Here is a 25179-nt window from a genome sequence, read left to right on the forward strand (position 1 = left end):
AAAAGCATTCTCGATTAAGGAGAATGCTTTTTCGAAACTTAATTGTTCTTTGTATTGCTCACTTTATACCTTCGTGTTAAACAAACAATGAATGTAGTAAAAGATTTCACCTTATAGTTACTTATTATTTCTGAAAAACATGTTTTACTTTTTCGCCTGGAACGTTACTCCCCCCTCTTCCTTTTACATCTTCGATCATCATGGTAACAATCATGTCGGGCGCATTTGCATCAAAAGCTGCAAACCATCCAAGTTCTTTTCCGTCTGCTTCTTTTGACTCTTTCAGTTCTGCTGTACCGGTTTTACCAGCAAGAGTTATACCATCAACCTTAGCAATTCTCCCCGCGCCATCAGGGTCATTAATGACTTTTATTAATGCACTCTTTAATATCTCTTGATTCTTTTTTGAAACCACATTTTCTTTCCAATTCCCTTCTACTTTTGCTTCTTTTAAAAGATGAGGCGACGGAATATTTCCTTCATTTACGATCGGTGCATATGTTAATGCTAAATGAAGTGGTGTCATTAATACTTGTCCTTGTCCGTATCCAGTGTCTGCTAGTTGAATATCATTTTTTATCCCATCTCTTGCAATGATTGAAATAGGAAATTCGTATTCGATTGGTAGTTTTTCATGAAATCCGTATTTCTTAAATTCATTTACATACTGATCTTTTCCCATTTTCAAAGCTTGTTGAGCAAAATAAATATTATCAGAGTACTTCATTGCCTTATCAAAATCAATTGGACTAGCTTCCTTCACACGTGTTACATAATAATTTCCCCAAGATGAATCTTTTGTCCACTTTAATCCTTGAATTTTAAATTCTTCCTTAGGGTTTATAGTGTTTGTTTCCAAACCAATTGCACCTGTAATCGTTTTAAATACGGAACCTGGTACAAATGCTTGTGTGAAACGATTCATCATTGGTAGTTTCGAGTCGTTATTCCATGCTTCTCGTTGGGCTTTTGATACGCCTCTAACTATTGTATTTGGATTATAAGCAGGGCTACTTACAAGTGCGATAGTTTCACCCGTTTTAGGATTGACCGCTGCACTAGATCCTGCTTCATTTTTCATCTCATTAAAGATTTTTTCTTGAATTGTAGCATCAATTGTTAACGTAACACTTTCCCCTGCTTTCGCTTCTTTTTTTGCTACGTTTTTAATCTCTTTCCCACTCTCATCTTCTATAAATACGCGTCCACCTTTTTCGCCACGCAATTTATTCTCTAATACTTTCTCTAAACCTGTCTTACCAATTAAATCATCAGCTTGATACCCGTTTTTTTGAAGCGATTTTAACTCCTCTGCATTCACCTTTCCTATATAACCAGTTAAGTGCGCCGCCGCTTCTCCTAATGAATACGTCCGAATATTTACTGGGCGAGATGAAACTCCTTCTAATTCAATATAATCATTCTGTCTAGTTCCCTCTTTTAAAATACCAATTGGTACAAAGGAATCTGGTTTTATCCATTTCGCTGTAAGCTTCTGATCGACCTCTTCTATAGACATATCAAGTAATTGTGCTACTGTTTCTTTTGTTTGAACCGCCGTTTCACCTAGTTTCTCTGGAATAATTCCAACCTCAGTCGCTTTACCATTCGTTGCAAGACCTTTCCCATTTCGATCATATATTTCTCCACGTTTTCCTTGTTCTATTTGCATACGTACTTTGTAATCTTTTTTCATACCTGGAAAAATGAAATCTGGTGTCCAATCTATTTTCCAAGATTCTTTTTCTTTTACAAGTTTTGCTTCATGGATAAATGAAGCTGTTCCTCCATCCGTATCCATCTTAACTTCAAAAAGAAAAAGTTCTTTATCTTTAGCATTCTCTCCTTTCGTTTTAACTTTTAAATTCTTAGCGCCAATACCTTCATAAATTTTTTGATATTTCTCTGTGAATTCCTTTTTAGAAATCGTTTTTTTTGTATGTTCTGATAAATGATCATACATATTTGCAAATTCTCTATCATTCCATAAATTGATATATTCTTCAAATGCTTGTTTTGGCGATTCGTTTTTATTACATCCTACCAATATAACTGCAAAACAAAAGAAAAGCAGCATCCATAATTTTTTCAATTCAATCTTCTCCCTTAGTTAAAAATGTTTATTCCTTTCTTAATAAATTAAATAAAAAATGTTGTAACGCTTAATAGACAGTGTAAGTAATGAAATTGTTCCACATTTACAAAAAAATAATTTATGATTAAGTTCCATTCGAAGGAGAAGATATTAATATTCTTACATACAAAAGGGGCGTATCTAACACTATTATTTAAAATATCTTTTTGTTTAGATTCCCAGCTCTGATCCTTTTTGTAGATATTTAATACCAAAAAGGCCCCTTATTCTAAGGGGCCTTCAACAAAAAAATTACTTAAAGTTTAATTTATAGACGCTGTATGCGACTGTGGGATTCATTCACTCTAAAGCTTATTTAGAAGAGTCATGTACAGGTAAACTACTATGAATTAATTCAGCAACTTTTACATATCCTTTTGAGTTTGGATGAATTAAATCCGTAGACCAAAGTGAATTATCATTAACTAATGGATGATTCCAAAAGTCAACATAATGAAGCTTATACTCTCTACTCAGTGAAAGTATAACTTCGTTTGCCTCTAATAATTGTTTTTTTAACATTTGTTTTTTTTCAGAAGAAAATGGAAGCCGAACTGTAAAATCTGGAAGGCTTGCTATAATAATATCAGCATCTGTTTTACTTAATGTATCTATCATAAATTCCATATCGTTCTTATATTCTTGATAATTCCAATGTCCTTTTAAAACATCGTTTGCACCTGCAATTAGACTGACCAAATCTGGATTAAAAGTTAATGCCTTTTCCAATTGCTGTGAGCGAATTTCTTTAGTTACTAACCCACGCTTTGCAAAATTAGCATATTCTATATCCAATGCACAAAGTTGAACAAAATGATCTACCCAGCTTTTTAATGCGATTCCTTCAACTTCATCCCCTATGCCTTCTGTAAAACTATCACCAATCGCTACAAATCGCTTCCACATATGTAGTCCCCCTTTTTGTTATTCCTATATACACTATATAATAGTTCACAGTGTATATCTATTTTCAATGTAATTTAATTGAATAATGAATCTTCTTTTATCCTGTGTAACTTTATTAAACTATCCTTGTACCAGAGTGCTTTGAATCAAAAAATCAAAATAAACGCCATCCTTTTTGTATATTTCTACAAAAAAAATAGCGTTTTTGATTATATAGATACAAATTTATTTTAGCTTAATAGCAATACAAAAAGTTCCGAAGGACAAAATTTGAAAATCAATGCACTCTTCAATTCTAAGCCATCCACATAAATTAGCTTTTTACTATATCAACCGCACTATCCCACATGCCGCTAAAAAAAGATCCGATGTTACGCATAAAACGTGTAAACCAATTTGCTTGTTCTATATCAGATTTTGTTACAAGGTCTACTTTTAATGATTTACCTAATAAAAACCCAGGATCTGTACTATCTTTAGGCGAGATAATCATTTTACTAATTGTTACACCTTTTTTAATAGGTGCTTCTTGTTCTTCATTCCATACTTTAAATTCTTTTTTATATACGTCTTTGTTGCTCTTTGGCATTGGAAGTGAAACAGCTTGCTTTGTTTGAACAACTACATCTTTGTCTTTTGCATTTGCTACTCGCACTGTTTCATGCCCGTTTACTACTGAATCTTTTCCATAAACTTTCTTCATTTCAAAATTCGCAAATCCATAATCATATAATTTCTTCGTTTCATCAAAACGTGCTGCATGGGAGTTTGCTTTTATCACGACAGAGATTAAACGCATTCCGTTTCTTTCTACTGTACCAGTGAAACAATCACCAGCTTCTGGGGTAGTTCCTGTTTTTAACCCATCTACACCTTCGTATTGCTTAATTAAACCTTTTAACATCCAGTTAAAGTTCGTCATATCAATTGGATACTTACCACCCTGTTGGAATGTTTTTTTAGGGATTTTTGCAGTATCTAATATTTTCGGAAAATCTTGAATAAGACGTTGTGCTAAAATCGCACAATCTCTTGCGGACATTTTATTTTTCTCGTCTGGAGTTGTCCCTTCTGGGTGATGCCCTTTTAAATCATAATTTGTTAAACCTGTTGAGTTTACAAATTTATAATTTTTCATTCCAAACTCTTTTGACTTATTGTTCATCATTTTTACGAAATTAACTTCTTTTCCAGCAATCTCTTCAGCTAAAGCAATTGTTGCACCGTTTGCAGAATAAATTACCATTGCCTCATATAACTCTTTGACCGTATAAGAACCACCATTTTCTAATGGAACGTTTGATAAGGAACGATCTTGTGAAATCTTATATGCATATTCAGAAATTTTAACTTTTTGATCCCATTTAAGTTTTCCATTCTCCACCGCTTCATGAACTAAATATTCACTCATCATTTTTGTCATACTAGCAATTGCTAATGATTCATCTGCATTTTTTTCATATAAAATTTTTCCGGAATTTGCTTCTACTAAAATTGCTGATCCTGCTTCTACTTCTATAGCAGAAACTGTTTCCGCTGATGCTCTTCCAGATGTAACAACTATGCTACAAAATAGTGTAAGCACTGTTACTATTACAATGATTTTTTTGTAAAACATACCTTTCAATTCTCATACCTCCAATATCTTTGTACTCAAAAAACGATATTCTAGCATAATCCCTATAAAAATAGACAGTTTTATCAAATGCTATATACATACATTAGGATCTCTTTTATATAGACCATCTCATCCCAACTTTTAGGCGCACTGATATTTTGTATCCCTACACACATCCCTTTTTTTCATATCTTTGTATTTTTCAAGATGATCCGTACTTTCATATTTTTTAGGATTACAATGAATAGACAATCTAAATAATACATTTGTTCCACATTTTCAAAAAACAAAACCAGTGTGTCACGATTAGATATCGAAACACACTGGTTTATTAGCTATCAAGGATTTTAATTATTCTCATTCGGGACATACTCATACCGAGATAAATTGCATGATTTGGGCTATCCTTTCATTAGTCATCGTTTTTGGATTAGGAATAATCCTTAAAGCGACACAAGTCTCAGAAGAGGAAATTCGTATGAACCAATTGAGAGAGCAGGCTAATCGTGAATATCTAGAGAAAATGGATCCACGAAAATTTGAATACTTAATCGCTGACTTATTTAATTCTCTTGGGGATCGAGCACAAGTTGCACCTGGCCCTAATGATGGAGGAAAAGACATTATCATTTGGAAAGACGATGAAGTGAAATTTGTTGAAGTGAAAAATATGTTGCTTTGAAGTAATTTTAAAATGACAATAACGTTATTTAATTTTAATATCTAAAACACGTATAACCCCGTTCTGACTTTAAGAAGGGGTTAAAATAAAGTCTTTTAATTTTTGATGTAAAATACTTTACTACACTTAAAAATGCAACAATAAAGTTGTTTAAATCTAAGTGTTATTGTGCAAACGTGCTCTATTCTAAAATAGTCCTTTACTATTACCTCGTGAGACCCTTCTCACTTTTCTTGTTCTTTTCGTCCCCAGAGTAGAAGCAGAATTTGGAACAATTAAGGTAAGCATCACATAACTCGAGACAGCTGCAACTGCATATCTGCATAAATAATCGCTATCCTCCACAGTGCAACTTACCAAGCCTCGGTGAACTGTGAAGTTACGTTTTTCTAGTCGAACCCAGAACCTCTAAATAATGCTGATTGTACATAATCCCTAAGATGTTCCCAAAGGGATCGACCACGGAAGCAGTAATAAAACCCTCGCCGCGCTCTGTGGGTGCCTCGTATTCTCTCGCTCCCATAGACAGCAGATTTTTGAAAGTTGCTGTTACATTATCGACGTGCCAGTACACTACAGCACCGGCCGGTCTGGGTGCTGTACCATCGGGCGCATAGCGGCTATCAATCAGCCCCAGCTCATGCTGGTAATCGCCAAGACGAAACTCGGTATATCCTGGACGTTCGAAGTAAGGTTCGATGCCCAACAGTTCGGCGTACCACTTCTTTGCCGCTGTCATATCATCCGTCCAAAAACTGACTGTGGTTAATCCTCGTAATGTCTGTGTGTCACTCATAATCGATTTCCTCCTTAATGCTGAGTAGTACGTCCCGATGCTATACTAAATAACAGCTTCTGAATTAACTTCGATTTACTTATGAATATTCCTTTCTATTATTCAAGAAAATGTCCCTTTAATGGAAGCTTCATAACTTTATTCCTAGCTTCTAAGTATTGTAGATCTTTGCAATTCACTTAGAAACTTAATGCGACTGCAACATTTTATAGCTTTCTCAAACAACGAATCATTACATTCAAGCCTTTCTTTTATAATAAAAAAATCATAACGTCATAAATTACATAATTCAAATTGTAAAATTATGTACTCAAACTTAAGGTGTGAATTGAAATTTCAATTTTAAAATAATCATGTTTTCAAATAATAAAGATTTCTTAGCTATACATCTAACTTCTTTCTTATCTTAGCTTGAACTCACTTGATATAATTTTATTATTTATCAATTTGTCAGATAAATCAATAAATGTTAATATGATTATAGAAGATATTATCAACCATTAGATTTCACAGCTTGTTTTCACAAAAAAGATTTCTGAATCCTTTATTAACTAGGAGGTTTAGAAGATGAAATTTTTAAAGAAATCAACAATTATTGGTGCATTGACTGTTGGAGGAGTTTTATTTTCGAATACAATTTATACAATCACACCTGTGTCTGCACAATCGCAACTTACACAAAAAGTATCACCATTTTTAGATAATTGGCAGTGGCAAAACTATTTTTTATTACATCATAATGCAGATTTTATAGAAGAGTTAGCAGTTGGTGACTTGAAACACGGAGATACATTCGATGTTACTATATATACTGGTGGTAAAGATACTGGTATAGTAAAAATATATCAATTGAGCGGAAATGAAAATGACAAAATAAACTTGCATAGATATAAAACCATTTATGACTCAGGTTTAAAACATAATTATGGTAGATTTGTAACTCCTATTACTAAGGCTTATAATCCTGGAACATATGTAGCTGTTATGAAACTTGGAGAAAATTATTATTATGGAGGCAGCTTTAAAATCTCAAAATAATAAACGTTAATTTCTAATACAACGCTATACAAAAGAGTAGCCTATAAAATTTTATAGGCTACTCTTCATTTCAGCAATTTATTTAGCTAACTCTTTCGTCTCCTTCATTACATCAACGAAGAATCCCCAGTTATTCACAACAGAAGAAATACTAATATGTTCATCTGGAGTGTGAACATTGAATATATCTGGACCGAATGAAATTGCATCTAATTCAGGCATCTTTTGAACGAACGCACTACATTCAATACCTGCATGCACTGCAAAGATTTCAATCTCTTTATTGTATTTTTCTTGATGCACTTTTTCAAATAAATTACGAATTTGTGAATTCGGATTGTATGGCCATTCTGGATACTCTGACTCTATTTCAAATGTTGCACCAACTAATTCGGCAATACATTTAATTTCATCTGCAACGTGTTGTTTTAAACTACTTACAGAACTTCTCACTTCGTTACGTAATTTAATTTCATCTTGCAACGTTTCAATAACACCTAAATTTGTTGAACTTTCTACTAGACCTTTAATATCCAAGCTCATACTTTGAATGCCGTTTGGAATTAAGAATAATGATGAAATAAGTTGCTTTTGTGTCTCTTTAGCAAATACTTTTTCTACTTTCTCATCCAATTTTGTAAGTGTAACGTGAACATCTGGATCAACAGCACGCATTTCTTCTTGTAATACTCTTGTCCAAGATACTAGTTTTTCTTCTACTTTCTCTACATCTTCTGTACGTAATACAATTGTAGCTACACTTTCACGCGGAATTGCATTTGTTTTTAATCCGCCGTGAACTTCACTTATATCAAATTGAATATTTGCTGATAAATCACGTAATACTCGTCCTAATACTTTGTTCGCATTACCGCGTTGTTTATCAATTTCCATACCAGAATGTCCGCCTTTTAAACCACCAACATATAGACGGTATGCATCTGTATTCGCTGGCGCTTCATCCCAAATGACTGGAATTGTTTCAACAGCTTTCGCACCACCTGCGCTACTTACAAGTAATTTATGATCTTCTTCAGAATCAATATTAATAAAAATCTTACCATCAAAGTGATTTGCATCAACAGCGAAAGCCCCGCCCATTGTTGTTTCTTCTTCAGTAGTAATAACTACCTCAAGTGCTGGATGCGGAATGTCTTTTGAATCTAATAAAGCCATCGCATATGCAACTGCAATACCATTATCAGCACCTAAAGTCGTTTGATTTGCATATAACATGTCCCCAATGATGCGTAATTCAATTGGATCTTTTTCAAAATCATGTACGGTTGCTTGATTTTTTTCACATACCATATCCATATGACCTTGAATAATTATAGCTGGTACATTTTCATAACCAGTGGTTGCTTCTTTTTTAATAATGACATTTAATGCTTCATCTTGAATCACTTCTAAGTTACGCTCTTTTGCAAAGCCAACTAAATAATCACTAATTTCCTTTTCATTGCCCGATCCTCTAGGAATCTTTGAAATTTCTGCAAAATGATAAAATACAGGGTGCTTTGTTAATTGTTCTAAAGTAGAATACATTTTTAAGCTCCTCTCAAAATAAAAAAATAATATGTAAGTCTTTTATCATTATAGCATGATTCATTACTTTCCCTTTCCATTTCATACTTTAACATCCACTTGTGAAATATTTAATCGTATAAAAAAACGAAAGAAAATGCACTATGCATTTTCTTTCGTTTTTTTTGTTCTCATATATTTTGAAGTACCATTATTCATTAATTTCTCTAAACGATTTATATTTTCCGTTAACGCACCTTTCACAAGAGAGAAATCTGTATTTGGTTCTTCTTTTTTTTCTTTAAAAAATGAAGATTTTTGTACATTTACTTCAGCCATCTCTTCTCCCCCTCTTCAAAAAGATACAATCTTCTATTTATATTATATCGCAAATGCAGACAGCGTGTACACGTATCATTTTCTTTTTAATTCTTCTTCTAACTCTTCTACTTGCTGTAATGTATCTCCTTTTATTAACGAGAAATCTGTTGTATCTTCATTATCTTCTTTAAAAAAATCATTGTCATAATCTTTTATCACTACAATCACCTCTACGTGCTAGTGTAGGAATGATTGTCCGATTTTATACAAGTTTGTCTAAATTTGCTTTACATTTATGTATAAGTGAAAAGGACAGAAAAACTTCTGTCCTTATTTACTAAAATAACTATGATGTATTGTTAAATTATATACATTTTCAAAATCCCGATCTTGTAGGTTATTTTTCTTCCCATCAATAACAATGAAAACATCACTCACTATTTTTGCTGGTATAATTCCGACATTTTCTACTTGCACCGCTTTCTGCTCATTCAATTGCTCAATGTGTTCAAATGGAACGATAATACTAAATTGCGAGCGGATACCGCGAAAGTTTGTATTTAATTCTTTTGCCGCTTCAAATACAACAATTTTCGCTCCAATCTTTTCCCCGTATGAATCTAAAAATGCGTTTAAACTTTTTGTATATTCTTCTTCCGTATGCCATTCCATCGTACCGAATACTGCTGGATTCACGTTTTGAATAATTGTTGTGTATATTTCTCCTCTTGCTTTAGAAGCAATTAATGACCGTTTTATCGATTGAACAGTCTTGCCGATATCGCTAAATTTTGCTCCCCATATTTCTGAAATATTAGGTGTTAAAATAAATGCAATATCAACGAAAATAACCATTGCAGTGAACATTAAAAGATTTTTCCAGAGGGTTAAATCGATTCCTTTTATCATGAAATACACGGTGACTGATACTATAAACAACCCATACCAAGTCTTTCTAATTCGTTGCTTCTTCTCCTCATACAATTCTTCATTTCTCCAGTAAAAGAAAACAAGAACTAGAAAAACGATTGCTAAAATAAATAAGCCGATTCGAATGTTAGAGATCACCAATGACATCACCCTCCATTCAAAAACTACTCACGATATCATTACATGCACAAGCAGCTCTCTTTATGACAAAAGACGTGGACAAGCTTCTAAATTTAGCAATATTGCATATACATTAGAAGGTACCACGTCTTTTATCTTGAATCTACATTGTATATGTAGACAAGCATACGTTTCAAATTTTCATGTTAAAAAGAAATATGTTTCGGAATTTCCCCTTCTGGTACTTCTCCGTCCATACTTAAGTAATAATGACGAATTGGACGTAAATTATCGTCTAATTCATACACGAGTGGTATACTCGTTGGAATATTTAATGAAACAACACCATCACTTGAAAGGTTATCTAAGTATTTCACTAGCGAACGTATTGTATTACCGTGCGATGAAATTATCACCTTTTCACCACTTTTTAATGACGGCGCAATTTCTGAATGCCAATATTCAAGTACTCTTTTCTCCGTATCCACTAAACATTCAGTCAATGGAAACTCACCTTTTTTAAGCGCTTTATACCTTGGCTCATTCATTTCATATCTAGGATCATCCGCAGTAAGAGCAGGTGGTCTTACATCAATACTTCTTCTCCAAATATGAACTTGCTCCTCACCATATTTTTTCGCAGTTTCATCTTTATTCAACCCTTGTAATGCACCGTAATGTCTTTCATTTAGCTTCCAACATTTATGTACTGGGACCCAAGCAAGATCCATCTTATGAAGTACAATCCATAACGTCCGGATTGCTCGTTTTAATACCGATGTATAAGCTACATCAAAAGTATATCCGTTTTTCTTTAATATTGCTCCTGCTTCTCTCGCTTCACTTAATCCATTCTCTGATAAATCTACATCTGTCCATCCTGTAAAGCGATTTTCAAGATTCCATAAACTTTGTCCGTGACGAATAAGTACAAGTTTTATCATAATAATTCCCCTCTCGGAAATGTGAATTGTATTGTTCCATTGCGTACACGTTTAAAGTATCTAGTAATGTATGTTTTTATCCATTCACTCTATGACCAATCCATAGTTGCCAAATGTACGGATAAAATTTGTTCTTTTTCAAACTATAAAACAGATGTATTTCTTATCATTTTTGATCGATTGTAACTTCCCGTTTCGAGATCCAAGCATCAAAACCTGATCGGCTATTTGCCATTTCATTCATAACTTGATGCCAATTTTCTTCACACGATTCACCAAATTTTGAAAAAATAGCACCCATTTGTTGTCTTTGTACATCGCTTAATTTTTTCTCTAAATCGGTACCTTCTTCTGTTAATGATAACTGTTTCACACGACGGTCATGTGTCGCTTCATTACTTTCAATTAAACCCTTTTCCACAAGTTGTCGTAATGGTCCGTGTAGAGCTTGTTTACTTATTTCTAACAGTGATAATAACTCATTTACGCTTATCCCTGGAAAACGTGCGATAAAAAATAAAATTCGATGATGCACTCGTTGTATGCCATACTCTTTTATAATTTCATCTGGCTTTTCAGTAAATGTTTTATATGCAAAATAAAATAATGCTAATGCTTCATTCATCTGTTCTTCTTTATGTTGAGTCATCTACTTTCCCCCTGTATGTAAATTATACCACAATCCAGTAATCAATATTTTAACGAACACATTAGAACTTCTTTAGTCTATTGAAATATTCACTGCATAATTAGGAGATGATTCAATTGAAAACGCAATATACTGTAAGTACATATTTATTAGATCGACTCAGCGAATTAGGAATTGAGCATATATTTGGTGTTCCTGGTGATTATAATTTAGCTTTTTTAGATGATGTACTAGCACATGAAAAGCTAGAGTGGATCGGTAATTGTAATGAACTAAATGCGGCATATGCTGCAGATGGGTACGCTCGCATAAAAGGAGCGGCTGCTCTTATTACCACTTTCGGTGTTGGAGAATTAAGCGCCATTAACGGCGTTGCTGGCTCATACGCAGAGAACGTACCTATTATAAAAATCACGGGGACACCACCAACAACAGTAATGGAAAATGGAGCACTCGTTCATCATACGTTAGGTGATGGAAAGTTCGATCATTTTTCCAATATATATAGAGAAATCACGGTGGCACAATCAAAATTAACACCTGAACATGCCGCTGAAGAAATTGATCGTGCGTTACGTGCATGTTGGAGTGAAAAGCGACCTGTTCATATTCAATTACCAATTGATGTGTATAATAAACCAATTAATAAACCTACGGATCCAATTTTACATAAACCAGTTGTAAGTAATATGGAAGCGCTGGATAAAATGCTGCTACATGCAACTTCAAAAATAAATAGTGCCAAAAAACCTGTTATTTTAGCTGATTTTGAAGTGAATCGTTTTCATGCGGAAGAATTTTTATATAAATTCGTAGAAAAAACTGGGTTTCCTATCGCAACATTAAGTATGGGGAAAGGAATATTCCCTGAAAAGCATCCTCAATTTATAGGGATTTATACTGGTGATGTTAGTTCTCCATACTTACGAAAAAGAATTGATGAATCTGACTGTATTATTAGTATTGGTGTGAAATTAACTGATACTATTACTAGTGGCTTTACACAAGGTTTTACGAAAGAGCAAGTAATTGAAATCCATCCCTATGCTGTGAAAATTATAGATAAAAAATATGGACCCGTTATAATGAAAGATGTTTTACAACAGTTAAGTGATTTAATTGAACATCGTAATGAGGAAACGCTTGAAATTAAGCAATTTATTTCAGAATCACTAACTATTACTAAAAAGTTCAATCTAAAAGCACAAATGGTTACACAAAAACGTTTTTGGCAACAAATATACCATTTCTTACAAGAAAACGATGTTTTAATCGCAGAGCAAGGAACACCTTTCTTCGGTAGTGCTACTATCCCTTTACCAAGCAACACTACATATGTAGCGCAACCATTATGGGGATCGATTGGTTATACATTACCTGCTCTACTCGGTACACAGCTCGCTGATTTATCGCGGCGTAACATTTTAATTATTGGTGATGGTTCTTTCCAATTAACTGTTCAAGAGTTATCGACTATACTTCGTCAAAATTTAAAACCGATTATATTTTTAATTAACAACAACGGATACACTGTTGAACGTGCAATTCACGGACAAAACGAACCGTATAATGACATACAAATGTGGGATTACACGAAACTTGCAAACATATTCGGATCAGAAGAAAAAAGTCTAACATGTAAAGTGGAAAATGAAATAGAGTTAGCAGAAGTCTTAACGAATATAACTTTAAATACGAATCAACTTATCTTTATTGAAGTTGTAATGAGTCAAGGGGATCAGCCTGAATTGTTAGCTAAACTCGGTGAAAGATTCGGCAAGCAAAATTCTTAATAAGAAAAGCGTAGCTATAAATAGGCTACGCTTTTCTTATTAAATTTTTATTCCGCAAGCGTTAACTGCCAAGACACGCCATATTTATCATTTAACCAGCCAAATTTTTTACTAAATGGATAAGAACCTAACGGCATTAGTACAGATCCATCCTGCGCTAGTTTATGAAAGACCGTTTCAATTTCTTCTTCTGTCTCACAAGTTACATAAAGAGACATGGATGGTGTAAATGTAAAACCATGTTTTACATAACTATCAATGCACATGAATTCTTGACCATTTAGCGTAAAAGTTGCATGAATGACAGAACCCTCTTTACCAGGTCCATTTGCATCGTAACGCGAGATACTTACAATTTCTGATTGGTCGAATAGTGACGTGTAAAAATTCATCGCTTCTTCAGCTTTTCCTTCAAACATTAGAAACGTCGTAATTTTTTGATTTGTGTTACTCATATAAAGACAGCCCCTTGTTATGTATTTATGCAAAACATACATCGGCCAACATAACCGAACGTATATTCTCATAAATATATTGTCTATAAAAACGATGAGTTTGTCAATTATCTACTCTCTTATTTCTTCTTAAATAATGCTGTCCAAAGAAATGATTCCCCAAACATAGTATTTGGTTGTCTAATTTGCCTCATCTTTCGAATTTCAATTACTTCAAATTCTTTAAATATATCTCTCAGTTTTTCTTCAGAATATGCAAGACCACCTTGTAGACTCCACCCTCTATATACGTCCCAATCTGTTATTTCTGATCCATTTCGCTCATCTAAATCGCCTGCTGCAAAACATGTTAACCCAAAATAACCACCCGGTTTCAATGAGTTTTTAATTAAATCCACATAATGTATTCTCCTATGCGGTGGAATGTGATGTAAACAGCCCGAATCGTACACAAAATCAAAATCATTTTGACACTCTAAATTAAAAATTGAATCACAAATAAAATCGATTTCTATTCCTTTTGCTAACGCCCTCTCTTTCGCCCAATTAATGCCCTCTATAGATAAATCCACTGCTGTTACTTCAAATCCTTCATTCGCCAAATAAATTGCATTTCTTCCTGGCCCGCATCCAAGTTCCAGCACTTTCCCTTTGGAAATCCATCCTGTTTCTATATAAGAAACTAGATTCTCATCTGGAACATTTTCAAAAAACGGAACATCTTTTTCTCTATTTGCATAAAATTTATTCCAAAATGGTTCTGCCGGTCTTAATAATGAATCGAGCATATTAGTAATATCTTCTTGAGTATGTAACGTTTCATTTTTCACTTGTATCCCTCCAAATTTAATAGTCAGAAAATCATTATATATCTTTTAGAACTTTCAGACAAAGAAAAAACTCCTACTTTTCTTTGTCTGAAACATGCGAGATATCATCAAGTAAAACTACAGAACATCTTAAGAATAGAAGTTGATACATATGTGGGAAAGATTTAAAAACTATAAATATTCATCAAAAGAATTAAAGTTCATGCTTAGGTTATTTGGTATTACTTATTTTGTACACTCGGTCGCATTTTCTTCTGGATTTCTTTGGTTTAAAGGTCTTTTCCCTATTGCAACACTATTAGTTTTTATGGATGTTAAGCGAAAAATCAATAAGTATAAGGTAGTATTGTGAAAAGGAGCCACTACAGTTTTTTTCTGTTCAAAATAAAAAAGCAGCTGTTAGGCTCCTTAAAAGTTGTCTTTGTTTCTGTTTTTTTCGCTTTTAAAGTAGCGTAGATAGGAAAAAGAACGATGCCCCCCGCTCGAGCCTGTTCTTCTTGATTTTTCATCTGGACGCACAATGCTTTGTAGTCTTTCAGTTCCTTCACCACAAGTCAACTAATATTATTGCAGGATCTGGAACAGCAGTCCGCTCTAATATTATCGGAACCGGTGAAGTCGATGTATCCAGTGGTGTCATTCTAATTAACTTAAACCCTGGTGATTTAATTCAAATTGCACCGGTTGAAGTAATTGGTATAGTAGATATTCGTTCTGCAGCATTAACAGTTGCACAGATTCTTTAATAAAAACAATATGCTTGGCTAATTAACATTTAATGTTCCTTTTATACAACAAAATATATGTTATAGATTTGACACACATTTATATCAAACAAGCATATTTTATTGTATGGTGACTATCTAGTCATACAAATCTAAAGCGTTCATAAGAGCACACTTATATGTGTGCTTTATTTTTTATGAAAATCAAGCTTTAATATAACTATTTTGTTTTACTTTATACTCATCGCTCTTTTGAACATTTACCTTTTTATTGTTATATTTGCTCATTGTTTTTCTCTTTTGTTTTACTAATTCGCTGATTAATTTCATAGATACCTTTTATCAAACATTCCATGTTTCTTCATCCCTTGAATATTTTTCAAATAAAAATACATACTATTTTCAAGCCGCCGTACCCACGGCTAATACTTCTTTCTTTTGTTACAGCAGAAGCAGGTAAGTTCTTAACTTATCTGCTTTTCTTGTATATTTTTTAAAATATCGAAAATAATACCAACAAGCTGTTTGAACTAGCAGCTTCACTCTTCTCGTAATGGGAATGCAATTTATCACAATTAGCTAACTCATTCGACTCACTGTCAGACAACAAAAATCGTTGTCTGCTTTTTGTATGAGATTTTTTCGTTCTACATATACTACTTTTGAACCTGCAGACCAATACGAGCCATTTTGGTGCTTGGGATTTCCCTTCCTGGGGATAAGTATTTTTTACTTATCCCTTTTTTGTATAGACACGAACATTTAGGGTAAAACTAATTACAAGCAGATTTTCTGTTTATGCGTAGTTCTAAACAAGAATACTTTTTCTCCTATTAAAGGACGGCAGGTACGACTGCTAGTCCTTTTTTCTTGTACCGCATATTCCTCCTTCTGGTAGCTTCGAACGATATTGTCCCCATAATCGTATTAAGCAATTCCCCAAAAATGATGACAGTTGCGCTTTTCAATTTCTCCATCAAACAAAACGAACAAATGAGTTTTCCAGTTCCCAACGATCGTAAGCTACATTTACATTTTCTTGAAAGCCGGCTCTGCACTGTACATGCGCTTAATGTCAAAAACATCTTCAATCTCGCACTTTACAAACTTCATAAATTCCGACATCGACATTGTTATAAATTTTGCTCTGAACTGCTGCCAATACAGATAACTTGCTTTACTTTCCATTTCAGCAACAATAATTTTCTCGTTCGACCAATGTTCGAAAATGGTTGTTAGTTTAAATTTATAAATAAGAAAGCTCAATCTTCACACGCCCTTATTTTTTCCATCTACCAATATGAGTTAAATCATTCATAAACCTCTCTTGTTCCATTTCGATAATTGCGGAATGTGTAATGAAAATACTCTCCCGCTTCAATACCTTTCCTTTCAACCAAAGTGTTCTGCCGAAATAGTAAACATAATAAGTTTCGTTCTCTTTTTGTTGCAGCACCACATTCCCGTTTGAATATGTTATGAATTTCTTTCACCAAATCGTCCAATTCTTTGTTAGCAAAAAATGGTTTCTTATCGTTATACCAATTGATTTTTCATAATCCGTATCATCAGGGGCGCTAGTACAAATTGCTTTCTCTCGACTTTTTCCAGTTAAATATTGTTCATACATAAGTTGCACTTGTTATTGAATTGCGACAGGATAGTAATACCTTTGCTCTACTGGTTTTGGACTATAAAATTTATTTTAAATACGGTGAATGAAATTTTCATTTTTTCTCGGCATCACTCTTATTGTATACAAGCAAAAAAAAGAGCCGCAATATTCTGCGACTCTTTTACAATTACCACTATTTAACGGCCACGTCTTTGCTGACCTTGTTTTGCACTACTTTTCTTATTACTTGGCTTATTAAATGATCGATTGTTATCATTTCTTGAACTATTTCTTGGGCCACCTTTTGAACCACTTCTTGAACCTTCACGGCTATCTCTTTGACGATATTGATCTGATTTCTTTGGAGCCGGCTTTGGTACCGGTTTTCCATTTTCATCTACACGTTTTATCTTCGGTTGTTCGATTATTTCTCTTTGCAATGGTGCACCAAGCATTTTTTCAATTTCTTCTAAATGTTTTTCATCTTTCGCTGCAACGAACGTAATTGCAAGACCTGATCCACCTGCACGTCCTGTTCGGCCAATGCGGTGAATATAACTCTCTACATCTTCAGGGATATCAAAGTTAAATACGTGCGTTACACCATCTACATCAAGTCCACGAGCTGCTACATCCGTTGCGATTAAGTACTGAATTTTAGCTTCACGGAAACTCTTCATAACTCTTTCACGTTTCGCTTGAGGTATATCACCATGAAGTTCAGCACAATTATAACCTAGTCCTTTTAAATTATCATACAACTTACTTGCTCTAACCTTTGTACGACAGAAAATAACAGCTAAAAATGGCTGATCACGGTCCATAACAAAACGAAGTGCATCTGGCTTTGCACGATCTGTCGTCTCAATGACACGCTGCTCAATTGTATTTACCGTTACTTCTTCACTTTGTACTTGAACCATTTGCGGTTCATCCATATATCGCTTCGCCAATTTTTTAATATCTTTTGGCATTGTTGCTGAGAATAACATCGTTTGTTTACTACCAGGTGTCTCATCTAAAATATCTTCAATATCATATAAGAAACCGAAATAAAGCATTTGATCCGCTTCATCTAGTACAATCGTTGAAAGATTACTTAAATCAATTGTTTCACGACGTATATGATCTAATAGGCGTCCTGGTGTCGCAACAACAATATGTGTATTGCCTTTTAATTTTCTCAATTGCTGTGCTACATCTTGCCCGCCATAAATCGCTAGTACATTAATATCTTCTCTTTGAACAAGCATTTTTTTAATTTCAGTCGTAATTTGCAGTGCTAGTTCCCTTGTTGGTGCAACAATTAAAGCTTGAACATCACTACACTCTGGATCGATTTTTTCTAAAATCGGTAACACGAATGCTAACGTTTTACCCGTCCCTGTTTTCGCCTGCCCAATAATATCTTTACCTGACATAATAACAGGAATTGCCTGCTCTTGAATTGGTGTTGCTTCTGTAATTCCATTTTCACGTAATGTATGATTAAAAGTTTCACTAATTCCTAATTCTAAAAAGTTTTTCAAATAGACCACTTCTTTTCCTTATTTTTCACATTAGCTTTCATTGTACCATTTGTTTCACCAAATATGAAAAATAAAAAAATTCTTATCTTCTTTTTTTATATTCATCGTGTACTAGATGCACAAACTCTTTTTGTTTTTTCTCGGAATTTATTAATGTTTCCATGTTAGTCGTAGACAAAATGAACTTTTAAATTTTTCTATTACTCCAAATTAATCTTGTATACTTTGTATCTTCATGTAGCCTTCGAAACCATTCAAATTCACTTAATTTAGCAATATGATGTTTTAGTTTCATGTCATTTCGAGGGTAAAATGTAATTATAGCCATTATTACATCAAATAATAAACTCATTTTCTCCCCTCCTATACATATATATTTCAAATTTACGGAAGCATAGTTAAAAGGTGATGAAATTGACCACTACATGTATAAAGATTTTTTGCGTATTTTTCTTACTATATTTTCAATCGACTTCAATTATTATGGCGAAATCTCAAACAAATGTGATAAGTGACTTCAAACAAGCTTTACTCAAAAATGATAAAATATTAATGAGGTCATATGTAACAGAAGGAATTGAACTACCTACTTTCCAAACAAATAAACATATTCATGAAATTAAAATAGTACCGTCTCCAAAAGAGGATACTACAATTCTTATTTCTTTTTTCAAAGACACTAATAATGAATTTACTATAAGTTACATTTTAGAAATAGTAACAAAAAACAATAAGATATCCCAAATTAATCAAATTTATGATGGAACTAATCCTCTTATGAAAGAAGCTACTATTGTAAAAGAATATGAAATGAAATGTATGGAACATATACTTACTCCTACAAAATTCCCGTTCGACATTCACGAATTTCAAGGGTTCATCTATAACGATTACTTAGAACTACGATACTACAATGAAGATCTGAATGGGATTTTAAAAATCACTGTTTCACCAGTTCAACATAAATTAAATCAATATGTACATAAGGGAACTAAATTTTACAATTTAAAACATAATATAAAGGCAGTATATAATCCTCATTTTGATTTAGCATATGAACTTATCTTTCAGAAGGACGGTTTTCAATATATAATCGCCCTTGGTAACAAACTATACATAAAAAGAAAATACAATGTTACTGATTTGATTAGAATCGCGGAATCTATGAAATAAAAAGCCAATCTTTTCGATATAAGAAAGATCGGTTTTTTATTATTTCATATATCGAGTTTTCCTCCATGATAGCAATATATACCCCGAAGTATGTTCTGGCGTTGCTACTATTTTACATTCATCATTCAAAATCATTTGACCATCACGTACTTTTTCATCGACAGATATATGTCTTATATTTTATAACTGTTGTATAAACCATTTACCAAATTCTTTTTCTTAATTGCAATTCCTAATACTTCAAAAAACACTTGTATCTTTCGTTTATCATCATTTTTACTTTTGAGCTTTTCACCGAATAGTGCCACCGTTAAACCTGCAGCTGGAACAAGTAATAATTCAATCATTTTCTCCACTCTCCATATAACCTTAATAAGGGTATATTTGGTTGAGCGAATGATATGTTGTGCTGAAATATCAATATACCTTAAAAAGGAGCCCTCTTTATCAAGAGAGCTCCTTTTCTTATTTCTTCTTTTTTTCTGTCGGTTGGCTATGTTTAGCGAAATTAGATGAATCATCGAAATTCGGTTGCTTTTTACCAGCATTATTACTTCTACCTTTTCCCATATGTAATGCACCTCCCCTCCCTCTTACTATTCCCAATAAAAAAATCCTCTTGCATCCAAGAGAATTTTTTATTGGGCTCTTATTAATAATGCCCAACTGTGCCATAGTACCTCCAACACTTCTAGCCCTGCCCATATCATATTGGATGCTGTTGACTATGAATTAGTCATGTATAATATGTATCATCCCTTATTTTTTATTACTTTTTAAGATTTAGGCCTTGATAACGAATGACCAGTATGCCGGAACAATACGGTGAAATTAAAGGAATGCTGAATATTTCGAATAAAGTACCGAAACCAATTGTAACTGAAAATATGAAAGAACAACTGCAAATAGGATTTGTACAAAGAGGAAATATTGATGTCATAGGATGGTCCACGACATGTACATAAATTTATTACAAAGAACAATTTATTGTACGGATGCATTTGGTTTGAATACTGAGTTTAAGTTTTATGTTAAGATAAATTTATTCAGAGAATAGGTGGGTGTATATATGAATGAGCCGAAGATGAAAGAAACTGAAAATAGTGTAATTGAATTTATTGAAAGTGTGGAAAATGAGAAGAAGAAGGCAGATGCCTATCAGTTATTAGAAATTTTTGAAGAAGTAACTGGTTACGATGCAAAAATGTGGGGTCCTAGCATTATAGGCTTTGGTAGCTATCACTATAAGTATGCATCAGGACGTGAAGGGGATGCGCCTTTAGTCGGTTTTTCACCAAGAAAAGCGAAAATTAGTCTTTATTTGACCTATGAAAGTGAGGAAAGAGAAAAACTATTAGAAAACTTTGGTAAACACACAAAAAGTAAGGCTTGCATTTATATTAATAAACTAGCTAATATCGACATCGATGTTTTAAAGAATTTAATCAAACTTACAGTGGAAACATATCAGAATCTTTATCCTAATGAATAAGGTGGTTGCGTGAATTTAAGTAACTTTGATCAGTCTATTATTTTGAACAGGTAATTCCCTATTTTTATGGAATATACAATAGGAAAAACAATAAAATTGATTATTTCCTCACTTCTTTGTCTATCCTTTTAAAAAATCTATATTTTTGTAAAAGGAGTGTTTATATGGAGAAACAGACACTTTGGAAAAAATTCAAAAAAAGCTCAGCAAACCTCGGGAAATCAAGCGTATATGAAAGTATTATTTTATACTACACAATGAGGAAAAAAGGGTTACCTACTAAAGCGAAATTCATCATATTAGCCGCTTTATCTTATTACGTATTAACAATCGACTTCATTCCAGATATAGCTGCTATTATTGGGATTGGCTTATTAGATGATGTTTTAGCAATCGCTATAGCGCATAAATTTGTAATGCGCCATGCAGATGCTGAAATTCGAGAAAAGAGTAAAATAAAAATGGAGTCATTATTTACTTCAGCTCAGGCATAATTAAAAAGAGCTAAGAACAATCCTCTTAGCTCCTCATTCTTAACACTATTTTTTAAAATACTATTTCACTTCATTAGCTACAAAAAATTGCTCACAAACACTCGAAATGCGCTGCAAGTCTACGTTTCCACCGGATATAACCGCGACTACCTTTTTCCCTTTAATATATGGCTCCACTTTCCCTGCAAGTAGAGCAGCAGTAGCTAACGCGCCAGCACCTTCTACAACAGCTTTACCACGCTGTAATAAGTCTTTCATCGCTACTTCTAATTCACTTTCTGATACTGTTACAATATCATCTACTAATTCTTTTACAACTTCAAAAGTTAAATTACCTGGTATTTTAACTGCGCAACCATCTGCTATAGTAGGTGCCTCATAATGCTCTACAATCGTACCTTTATCATAAGATGCTTTCATCCCATGAACATTGTCTGCTTGAACACCAATAATATGAATGGATGGATTAAAAGATTTTAATGCAACAGCAATACCAGAAATAATTCCCCCTCCGCCAATTGGTACAATGACAGTATCAACATCCCACATATCATCAAGAATATCTAATCCTATTGTACCTTGACCAGCCATTACTTCTATATCGTCATATGGATGTAAGTATGTTTCACCTGTTTCCTTAATAATCTCCTCACATTTTGCCTTCGCATCATCAAAAGTTTCACCATATAAAATCACTTCTGATCCATATCCTCTAGTTGCTTCAACTTTTGCCTGAGGTGCAGAAATAGGCATAACAATTTTACTCTTAATACCAAGTAAATGAGCCGATAAAGCAATTCCTTGCGCATGATTACCAGCGGAACAAGCAATTACTCCTCGCTCTTTTTCCTGATCTGTCAGCTGTGACATTTTATTAAATGCACCACGAAATTTAAAAGAACCCGTTAATTGCATATTTTCTAATTTCAAGTGAATTTCTCCGCCTGTTTTACTAGTCAAATAAAATGATTTTACTAATGGCGTTTTACGAGCATTTCGGTCTAGAATGTTTTGAGCCTTTTTGATGTCTGCTATATGTAATGGTAGTTTTTTAGTTATCATACTAACACCTCTTCCAATGATCTATTCCTAAGTTTTCGTATGTAACAACTCCTTTATACGAAACCACGTATATTAAGAAAAAATCTTTATATATGTACCTCACTCTGTAATACACACATTTGTAAACAATTCAACATCCTTTTCATATCACGTTCTTTGTAATGATTTAGACATGCGATTTGGATCCAGTTATTCTTTTGTAAATACGCTGATTCATAATGGACGATATATCCTTGTAACGCTAACGCATCACCTACCGCTTTAGAAGAAAGATCTTTATTTAATTGAATGGTAAGTATAATTGGCGCAGCATGTTCTTTAGGTGAAACAAGATTTAAACCCATAGTTGTAATAGCTTGTTCAATATATGCATACGTCTCTTTTATTTTTTCAAATACCATTTCATCTTCGAATCTTTTTAGTGCTTCTTGCAATGCATACATTAAATTCCATGAATGAGAATATGGAATACTTTCATTTTCTTCGTACATACCAATGTCCATATAGGCCGGTAAAGTCTCGTTTACTTTCACATTATGATTATGAAAAACGAAAGATAATCCAGTAAACGATTTAATTGCCTTTCCACTTACGCCGCTTGCAAAATATACATCCTTTAAATCTATCTGTATCGCTCCAATTGAACTAATACAATCTACACAAAACTTCACTTTATACTTATTACATAAAATATTTAGCTCGTCTAAATCATTTAACATTCCAGTTGATGTTTCATGGTGAACGAACCAAAGCCATTCATATTTGCCAGTTTCCATTATTTTTTCTAATTCTGTATAAAGAAACGGTTCTCCCATTTCTTTTTTATACGTATCAAAATGTAATTGCGCGCGTGCTGCGTGTCCAACTAATCTATTACCAAATTCTCCATTTGTTAATACTAGTCCTTTCCCTTTTAAAGAACGTAACTGTAAAGCAATGGCATCATTTGCTAACGTCCCTGTTCCTAACATAATTTGCACACGTTTTGCTTTCGTCATTTGCAGTAAACGTTTTTTCACATTTTCCATCGTCACTTGAAATGACTTAGAACGATGCGAAATAGGCTTAGTAGAAAATGCCTTTCGAACATTCCCTTCAATATCTACTGGACCAGGTAAAAACGTATACTCTTTCGTCATCATCCCTCCAACACTTGACGTTTCAAACATAGCAGGAGTAACATACATTGGCTGGAAAGTTGCTTCTTCTTTACCGACTAACGTATGGAAAGATTTGAATCCCATTTGCTCATATAAAGGTAGTTCACGTGTTGTAGCAGAAATGAGCGCTAATTCATATCCATTTAGAAGTAAATAACGATGTAAAAAGCGAATTAAACCTAACAATGCTCTTCCATTTCGATATTCACGTTCTACTGAAAGTAAACGAATTTCATATACATTTTCTCCATGTTCTTGCAAATAGAAATCTAAATTTGAAATTTTAAAGTCTAACGAGAATGGTCGTTTTCCTCGCAACGCAACCATACCAACTAACTTATCGTCATCTAAACAAATTAAATATGTATTTTCTTCATGAAAACAATCTATACGAACACGCTCTTTCGTTTCTTCATGTTGCGGAATTTCTTCAACAAATGTTTTATAATTCAATTTATGTATACTTTCAAATTCCCAAGCTTGATCAGCAACTTTATAAATTAACCCCATGTTGTATCTCCTTCATATATTTAATAAAAATTATAAGTGGAGATTAACTCCACTTATTAAAAGTTCATTTCATTCTCGGTTTACATATAAAATAAGTACAATGATAAGAGCACTTAAAATAGTCGTAACAATAGAGTAAGAATAAAAAATCATGCAAACTGGTAAACAAGCAATTGTAATTAATCCTGGCTTCGTAAATCCTTTAAAGATTAAATAAAATATAATGAAAACAGCAACAAGGGTAAGCGTTATCAAATAATCAAATGCGATTAATCCTCCAATAAATGTTGAAATTCCCTTTCCACCCTTGCCTTTAAATAAAATTGGGTAAATATGTCCAAGTAAAACAGCCAGTAAAGCTAACATTATGAATATAGAATCTTCAAAAAGGTATTTTGCAATAGAAACTACGATTGCCCCTTTAATTGCATCACCTAAAAATGTAGCGACGAAATACCCTTTTCCATATACACGCCCCATATTTCTTGCGCCGGGATTCCCGCTTCCTTCATCTCGAATATCAACGTTATGTCTCCACTTTGTTACTATATAAGCGGTCAATATGTTTCCAAATAAATAAGAAGCCACCAAATATAAAAACTGCATACTATTAATCATATAATCATTCACTTTCTACATAGGAATACATATACAATATTCACGAACTATGTATATT

Annotated in this window: 22 protein-coding genes and 5 pseudogenes; 8 read left to right on the forward strand and 19 right to left on the reverse strand. The window is 33.3% G+C overall.

Going from position 1 to position 25179, the window contains the following annotated elements; translation table 11 throughout:
• Nucleotides 1-124: 124 nt before the first annotated feature.
• The 3 genes from ACTFOB_RS02130 to ACTFOB_RS02140 all read right to left on the reverse strand — a co-directional run bounded on the left by ACTFOB_RS02130 (nucleotide 125) and on the right by ACTFOB_RS02140 (nucleotide 4667).
• Nucleotides 125-2092 carry a penicillin-binding transpeptidase domain-containing protein gene (locus ACTFOB_RS02130; RefSeq protein ID WP_440024245.1) on the reverse strand — a complete coding sequence of 656 codons (1968 nt, stop codon included), beginning with the start codon at nucleotides 2090-2092 and terminating at the stop codon, nucleotides 125-127.
• A 354-nt stretch (nucleotides 2093-2446) separates the two neighbouring features.
• The gene (locus ACTFOB_RS02135; protein WP_440024246.1) at nucleotides 2447-3040 is read right to left on the reverse strand and encodes an SGNH/GDSL hydrolase family protein; all 594 of its coding nucleotides are present in this window, start codon (nucleotides 3038-3040) and stop codon (nucleotides 2447-2449) included.
• Nucleotides 3041-3353: 313 nt separating this feature from the next.
• Nucleotides 3354-4667 carry a D-alanyl-D-alanine carboxypeptidase family protein gene (locus ACTFOB_RS02140; protein ID WP_440024247.1) on the reverse strand — a complete coding sequence of 438 codons (1314 nt, stop codon included), beginning with the start codon at nucleotides 4665-4667 and terminating at the stop codon, nucleotides 3354-3356.
• Between the two features lie 382 nt (nucleotides 4668-5049).
• Between ACTFOB_RS02140 and ACTFOB_RS02145 the strand changes: the two are divergent.
• Nucleotides 5050-5325, forward strand: a pseudogene (locus tag ACTFOB_RS02145) (restriction endonuclease); the annotation flags it as partial.
• 394 nt (nucleotides 5326-5719) lie between these two features.
• Here ACTFOB_RS02145 and ACTFOB_RS02150 read toward each other — a convergent pair.
• The gene (locus tag ACTFOB_RS02150; RefSeq protein WP_440024249.1) at nucleotides 5720-6136 is read right to left on the reverse strand and encodes a VOC family protein; all 417 of its coding nucleotides are present in this window, start codon (nucleotides 6134-6136) and stop codon (nucleotides 5720-5722) included.
• Between the two features lie 567 nt (nucleotides 6137-6703).
• On the opposite strand from ACTFOB_RS02150, the gene ACTFOB_RS02155 reads away from it, so the two are divergent.
• Entirely contained in the window at nucleotides 6704-7174 is a 471-nt protein-coding gene (locus tag ACTFOB_RS02155) for a DUF5065 family protein (protein WP_440024251.1), read from the forward strand.
• 78 nt (nucleotides 7175-7252) lie between these two features.
• Here ACTFOB_RS02155 and pepD read toward each other — a convergent pair whose 3' ends face one another.
• The 6 genes from pepD to ACTFOB_RS02185 form a co-directional block, all read right to left on the reverse strand.
• Nucleotides 7253-8722, reverse strand: coding sequence for a beta-Ala-His dipeptidase (gene pepD, locus ACTFOB_RS02160; RefSeq protein WP_440024253.1), 1470 nt, complete (start codon nucleotides 8720-8722; stop codon nucleotides 7253-7255).
• A 141-nt stretch (nucleotides 8723-8863) separates the two neighbouring features.
• Nucleotides 8864-9040, reverse strand: a complete 177-nt coding sequence (gene spoIISB, locus ACTFOB_RS02165) for a stage II sporulation protein SB (protein ID WP_215563266.1) — start codon at nucleotides 9038-9040, stop codon at nucleotides 8864-8866.
• A gap of 75 nt (nucleotides 9041-9115) precedes the next feature.
• Entirely contained in the window at nucleotides 9116-9241 is a 126-nt protein-coding gene (locus ACTFOB_RS02170) for a hypothetical protein (protein WP_000588712.1), read from the reverse strand.
• Between the two features lie 111 nt (nucleotides 9242-9352).
• The gene (locus ACTFOB_RS02175) at nucleotides 9353-10090 is read right to left on the reverse strand and encodes a type II toxin-antitoxin system SpoIISA family toxin (RefSeq protein ID WP_141403215.1); all 738 of its coding nucleotides are present in this window, start codon (nucleotides 10088-10090) and stop codon (nucleotides 9353-9355) included.
• Nucleotides 10091-10278: 188 nt separating this feature from the next.
• A complete protein-coding gene (gene gpmA, locus ACTFOB_RS02180; protein ID WP_440024256.1) occupies nucleotides 10279-11016 on the reverse strand; it encodes a 2,3-diphosphoglycerate-dependent phosphoglycerate mutase in 738 nt (245 codons plus the stop codon).
• Nucleotides 11017-11182: 166 nt separating this feature from the next.
• Complete coding sequence (locus ACTFOB_RS02185; protein ID WP_440024257.1) at nucleotides 11183-11665, reverse strand: MarR family winged helix-turn-helix transcriptional regulator; 483 nt, start codon at nucleotides 11663-11665, stop codon at nucleotides 11183-11185.
• Nucleotides 11666-11772: 107 nt separating this feature from the next.
• Between ACTFOB_RS02185 and ACTFOB_RS02190 the strand changes: the two genes are divergently transcribed.
• A complete protein-coding gene (locus ACTFOB_RS02190) occupies nucleotides 11773-13458 on the forward strand; it encodes an alpha-keto acid decarboxylase family protein (protein WP_440024258.1) in 1686 nt (561 codons plus the stop codon).
• A gap of 47 nt (nucleotides 13459-13505) precedes the next feature.
• On the opposite strand, the gene ACTFOB_RS02195 is transcribed toward ACTFOB_RS02190, so the two are convergent.
• Complete coding sequence (locus ACTFOB_RS02195; protein ID WP_440024259.1) at nucleotides 13506-13913, reverse strand: VOC family protein; 408 nt, start codon at nucleotides 13911-13913, stop codon at nucleotides 13506-13508.
• Nucleotides 13914-14032: 119 nt separating this feature from the next.
• The gene (locus ACTFOB_RS02200) at nucleotides 14033-14743 is read right to left on the reverse strand and encodes a class I SAM-dependent methyltransferase (RefSeq protein ID WP_440024260.1); all 711 of its coding nucleotides are present in this window, start codon (nucleotides 14741-14743) and stop codon (nucleotides 14033-14035) included.
• Between the two features lie 560 nt (nucleotides 14744-15303).
• On the opposite strand from ACTFOB_RS02200, the pseudogene exsF reads away from it, so the two are divergent.
• Nucleotides 15304-15489 (forward strand): annotated as a pseudogene (exsF, locus tag ACTFOB_RS02205) (exosporium protein ExsF); the annotation flags it as partial.
• A gap of 1791 nt (nucleotides 15490-17280) precedes the next feature.
• Here exsF and ACTFOB_RS02210 read toward each other — a convergent pair.
• Together ACTFOB_RS02210 and ACTFOB_RS02215 are read right to left on the reverse strand one after the other, a co-directional pair.
• Nucleotides 17281-18621: a DEAD/DEAH box helicase gene (locus ACTFOB_RS02210; RefSeq protein WP_440024264.1), complete on the reverse strand. Its 1341-nt coding sequence runs from the start codon at nucleotides 18619-18621 to the stop codon at nucleotides 17281-17283.
• Nucleotides 18622-18694: 73 nt separating this feature from the next.
• Nucleotides 18695-18964, reverse strand: a pseudogene (locus ACTFOB_RS02215) (hypothetical protein).
• A gap of 62 nt (nucleotides 18965-19026) precedes the next feature.
• On the opposite strand from ACTFOB_RS02215, the gene ACTFOB_RS02220 reads away from it, so the two are divergent.
• Complete coding sequence (locus ACTFOB_RS02220) at nucleotides 19027-19785, forward strand: hypothetical protein (RefSeq protein WP_440024781.1); 759 nt, start codon at nucleotides 19027-19029, stop codon at nucleotides 19783-19785.
• A gap of 69 nt (nucleotides 19786-19854) precedes the next feature.
• Here the strand turns inward: ACTFOB_RS02220 and ACTFOB_RS02225 are convergent.
• Together ACTFOB_RS02225 and ACTFOB_RS02230 are read right to left on the reverse strand one after the other, a co-directional pair.
• Nucleotides 19855-20004, reverse strand: a pseudogene (locus tag ACTFOB_RS02225) (MBL fold metallo-hydrolase); the annotation flags it as partial.
• A pseudogene (locus ACTFOB_RS02230) lies at nucleotides 19995-20132 on the reverse strand (FtsK/SpoIIIE domain-containing protein); the annotation flags it as partial. The pseudogenes ACTFOB_RS02230 and ACTFOB_RS02225, both read right to left, overlap by 10 nt.
• A 462-nt stretch (nucleotides 20133-20594) precedes the next feature.
• On the opposite strand from ACTFOB_RS02230, the gene ACTFOB_RS02235 reads away from it, so the two are divergent.
• The 3 genes from ACTFOB_RS02235 to ACTFOB_RS02245 all read left to right on the forward strand — a co-directional run bounded on the left by ACTFOB_RS02235 (nucleotide 20595) and on the right by ACTFOB_RS02245 (nucleotide 21771).
• Nucleotides 20595-20750, forward strand: coding sequence for a hypothetical protein (locus tag ACTFOB_RS02235; protein WP_440024265.1), 156 nt, complete (start codon nucleotides 20595-20597; stop codon nucleotides 20748-20750).
• A 104-nt stretch (nucleotides 20751-20854) separates the two neighbouring features.
• Nucleotides 20855-21277, forward strand: coding sequence for a DUF1801 domain-containing protein (locus ACTFOB_RS02240; protein WP_440024266.1), 423 nt, complete (start codon nucleotides 20855-20857; stop codon nucleotides 21275-21277).
• Between the two features lie 164 nt (nucleotides 21278-21441).
• Complete coding sequence (locus tag ACTFOB_RS02245) at nucleotides 21442-21771, forward strand: YkvA family protein (RefSeq protein ID WP_166705456.1); 330 nt, start codon at nucleotides 21442-21444, stop codon at nucleotides 21769-21771.
• A 60-nt stretch (nucleotides 21772-21831) separates the two neighbouring features.
• Here ACTFOB_RS02245 and tdcB read toward each other — a convergent pair whose 3' ends face one another.
• The 3 genes from tdcB to plsY form a co-directional block, all read right to left on the reverse strand.
• A complete protein-coding gene (gene tdcB / locus ACTFOB_RS02250) occupies nucleotides 21832-22833 on the reverse strand; it encodes a bifunctional threonine ammonia-lyase/L-serine ammonia-lyase TdcB (RefSeq protein WP_440024267.1) in 1002 nt (333 codons plus the stop codon).
• Nucleotides 22834-22919: 86 nt separating this feature from the next.
• Complete coding sequence (locus ACTFOB_RS02255) at nucleotides 22920-24503, reverse strand: aminotransferase class V-fold PLP-dependent enzyme (RefSeq protein ID WP_440024268.1); 1584 nt, start codon at nucleotides 24501-24503, stop codon at nucleotides 22920-22922.
• A 69-nt stretch (nucleotides 24504-24572) separates the two neighbouring features.
• Complete coding sequence (gene plsY, locus ACTFOB_RS02260; RefSeq protein WP_440024782.1) at nucleotides 24573-25121, reverse strand: glycerol-3-phosphate 1-O-acyltransferase PlsY; 549 nt, start codon at nucleotides 25119-25121, stop codon at nucleotides 24573-24575.
• Nucleotides 25122-25179 lie beyond the last annotated feature (58 nt).

This window comes from Bacillus cereus group sp. MYBK79-1 (assembly GCF_051915365.1).
In the GTDB taxonomy this organism is placed as follows: Bacteria; Bacillota; Bacilli; order Bacillales; family Bacillaceae_G; genus Bacillus_A.

Coding starts and splice junctions, on each gene's coding strand:
- ACTFOB_RS02135 (WP_440024246.1), bottom strand. CDS start 3,040: ATGTGGAAGCGATTTGTAGCGATTGGTGATAGTTTTACAGAAGGCATA.
- ACTFOB_RS02150 (WP_440024249.1), bottom strand. CDS start 6,136: ATGAGTGACACACAGACATTACGAGGATTAACCACAGTCAGTTTTTGG.
- ACTFOB_RS02155 (WP_440024251.1), top strand. CDS start 6,704: ATGAAATTTTTAAAGAAATCAACAATTATTGGTGCATTGACTGTTGGA.
- pepD (WP_440024253.1), bottom strand. CDS start 8,722: ATGTATTCTACTTTAGAACAATTAACAAAGCACCCTGTATTTTATCAT.
- spoIISB (WP_215563266.1), bottom strand. CDS start 9,040: ATGGCTGAAGTAAATGTACAAAAATCTTCATTTTTTAAAGAAAAAAAA.
- gpmA (WP_440024256.1), bottom strand. CDS start 11,016: ATGATAAAACTTGTACTTATTCGTCACGGACAAAGTTTATGGAATCTT.
- ACTFOB_RS02185 (WP_440024257.1), bottom strand. CDS start 11,665: ATGACTCAACATAAAGAAGAACAGATGAATGAAGCATTAGCATTATTT.
- ACTFOB_RS02190 (WP_440024258.1), top strand. CDS start 11,773: ATGATTCAATTGAAAACGCAATATACTGTAAGTACATATTTATTAGAT.
- ACTFOB_RS02195 (WP_440024259.1), bottom strand. CDS start 13,913: ATGAGTAACACAAATCAAAAAATTACGACGTTTCTAATGTTTGAAGGA.
- ACTFOB_RS02235 (WP_440024265.1), top strand. CDS start 20,595: ATGCCGGAACAATACGGTGAAATTAAAGGAATGCTGAATATTTCGAAT.
- ACTFOB_RS02240 (WP_440024266.1), top strand. CDS start 20,855: ATGAATGAGCCGAAGATGAAAGAAACTGAAAATAGTGTAATTGAATTT.
- ACTFOB_RS02245 (WP_166705456.1), top strand. CDS start 21,442: ATGGAGAAACAGACACTTTGGAAAAAATTCAAAAAAAGCTCAGCAAAC.
- tdcB (WP_440024267.1), bottom strand. CDS start 22,833: ATGATAACTAAAAAACTACCATTACATATAGCAGACATCAAAAAGGCT.
- ACTFOB_RS02255 (WP_440024268.1), bottom strand. CDS start 24,503: ATGGGGTTAATTTATAAAGTTGCTGATCAAGCTTGGGAATTTGAAAGT.
- plsY (WP_440024782.1), bottom strand. CDS start 25,121: ATGATTAATAGTATGCAGTTTTTATATTTGGTGGCTTCTTATTTATTT.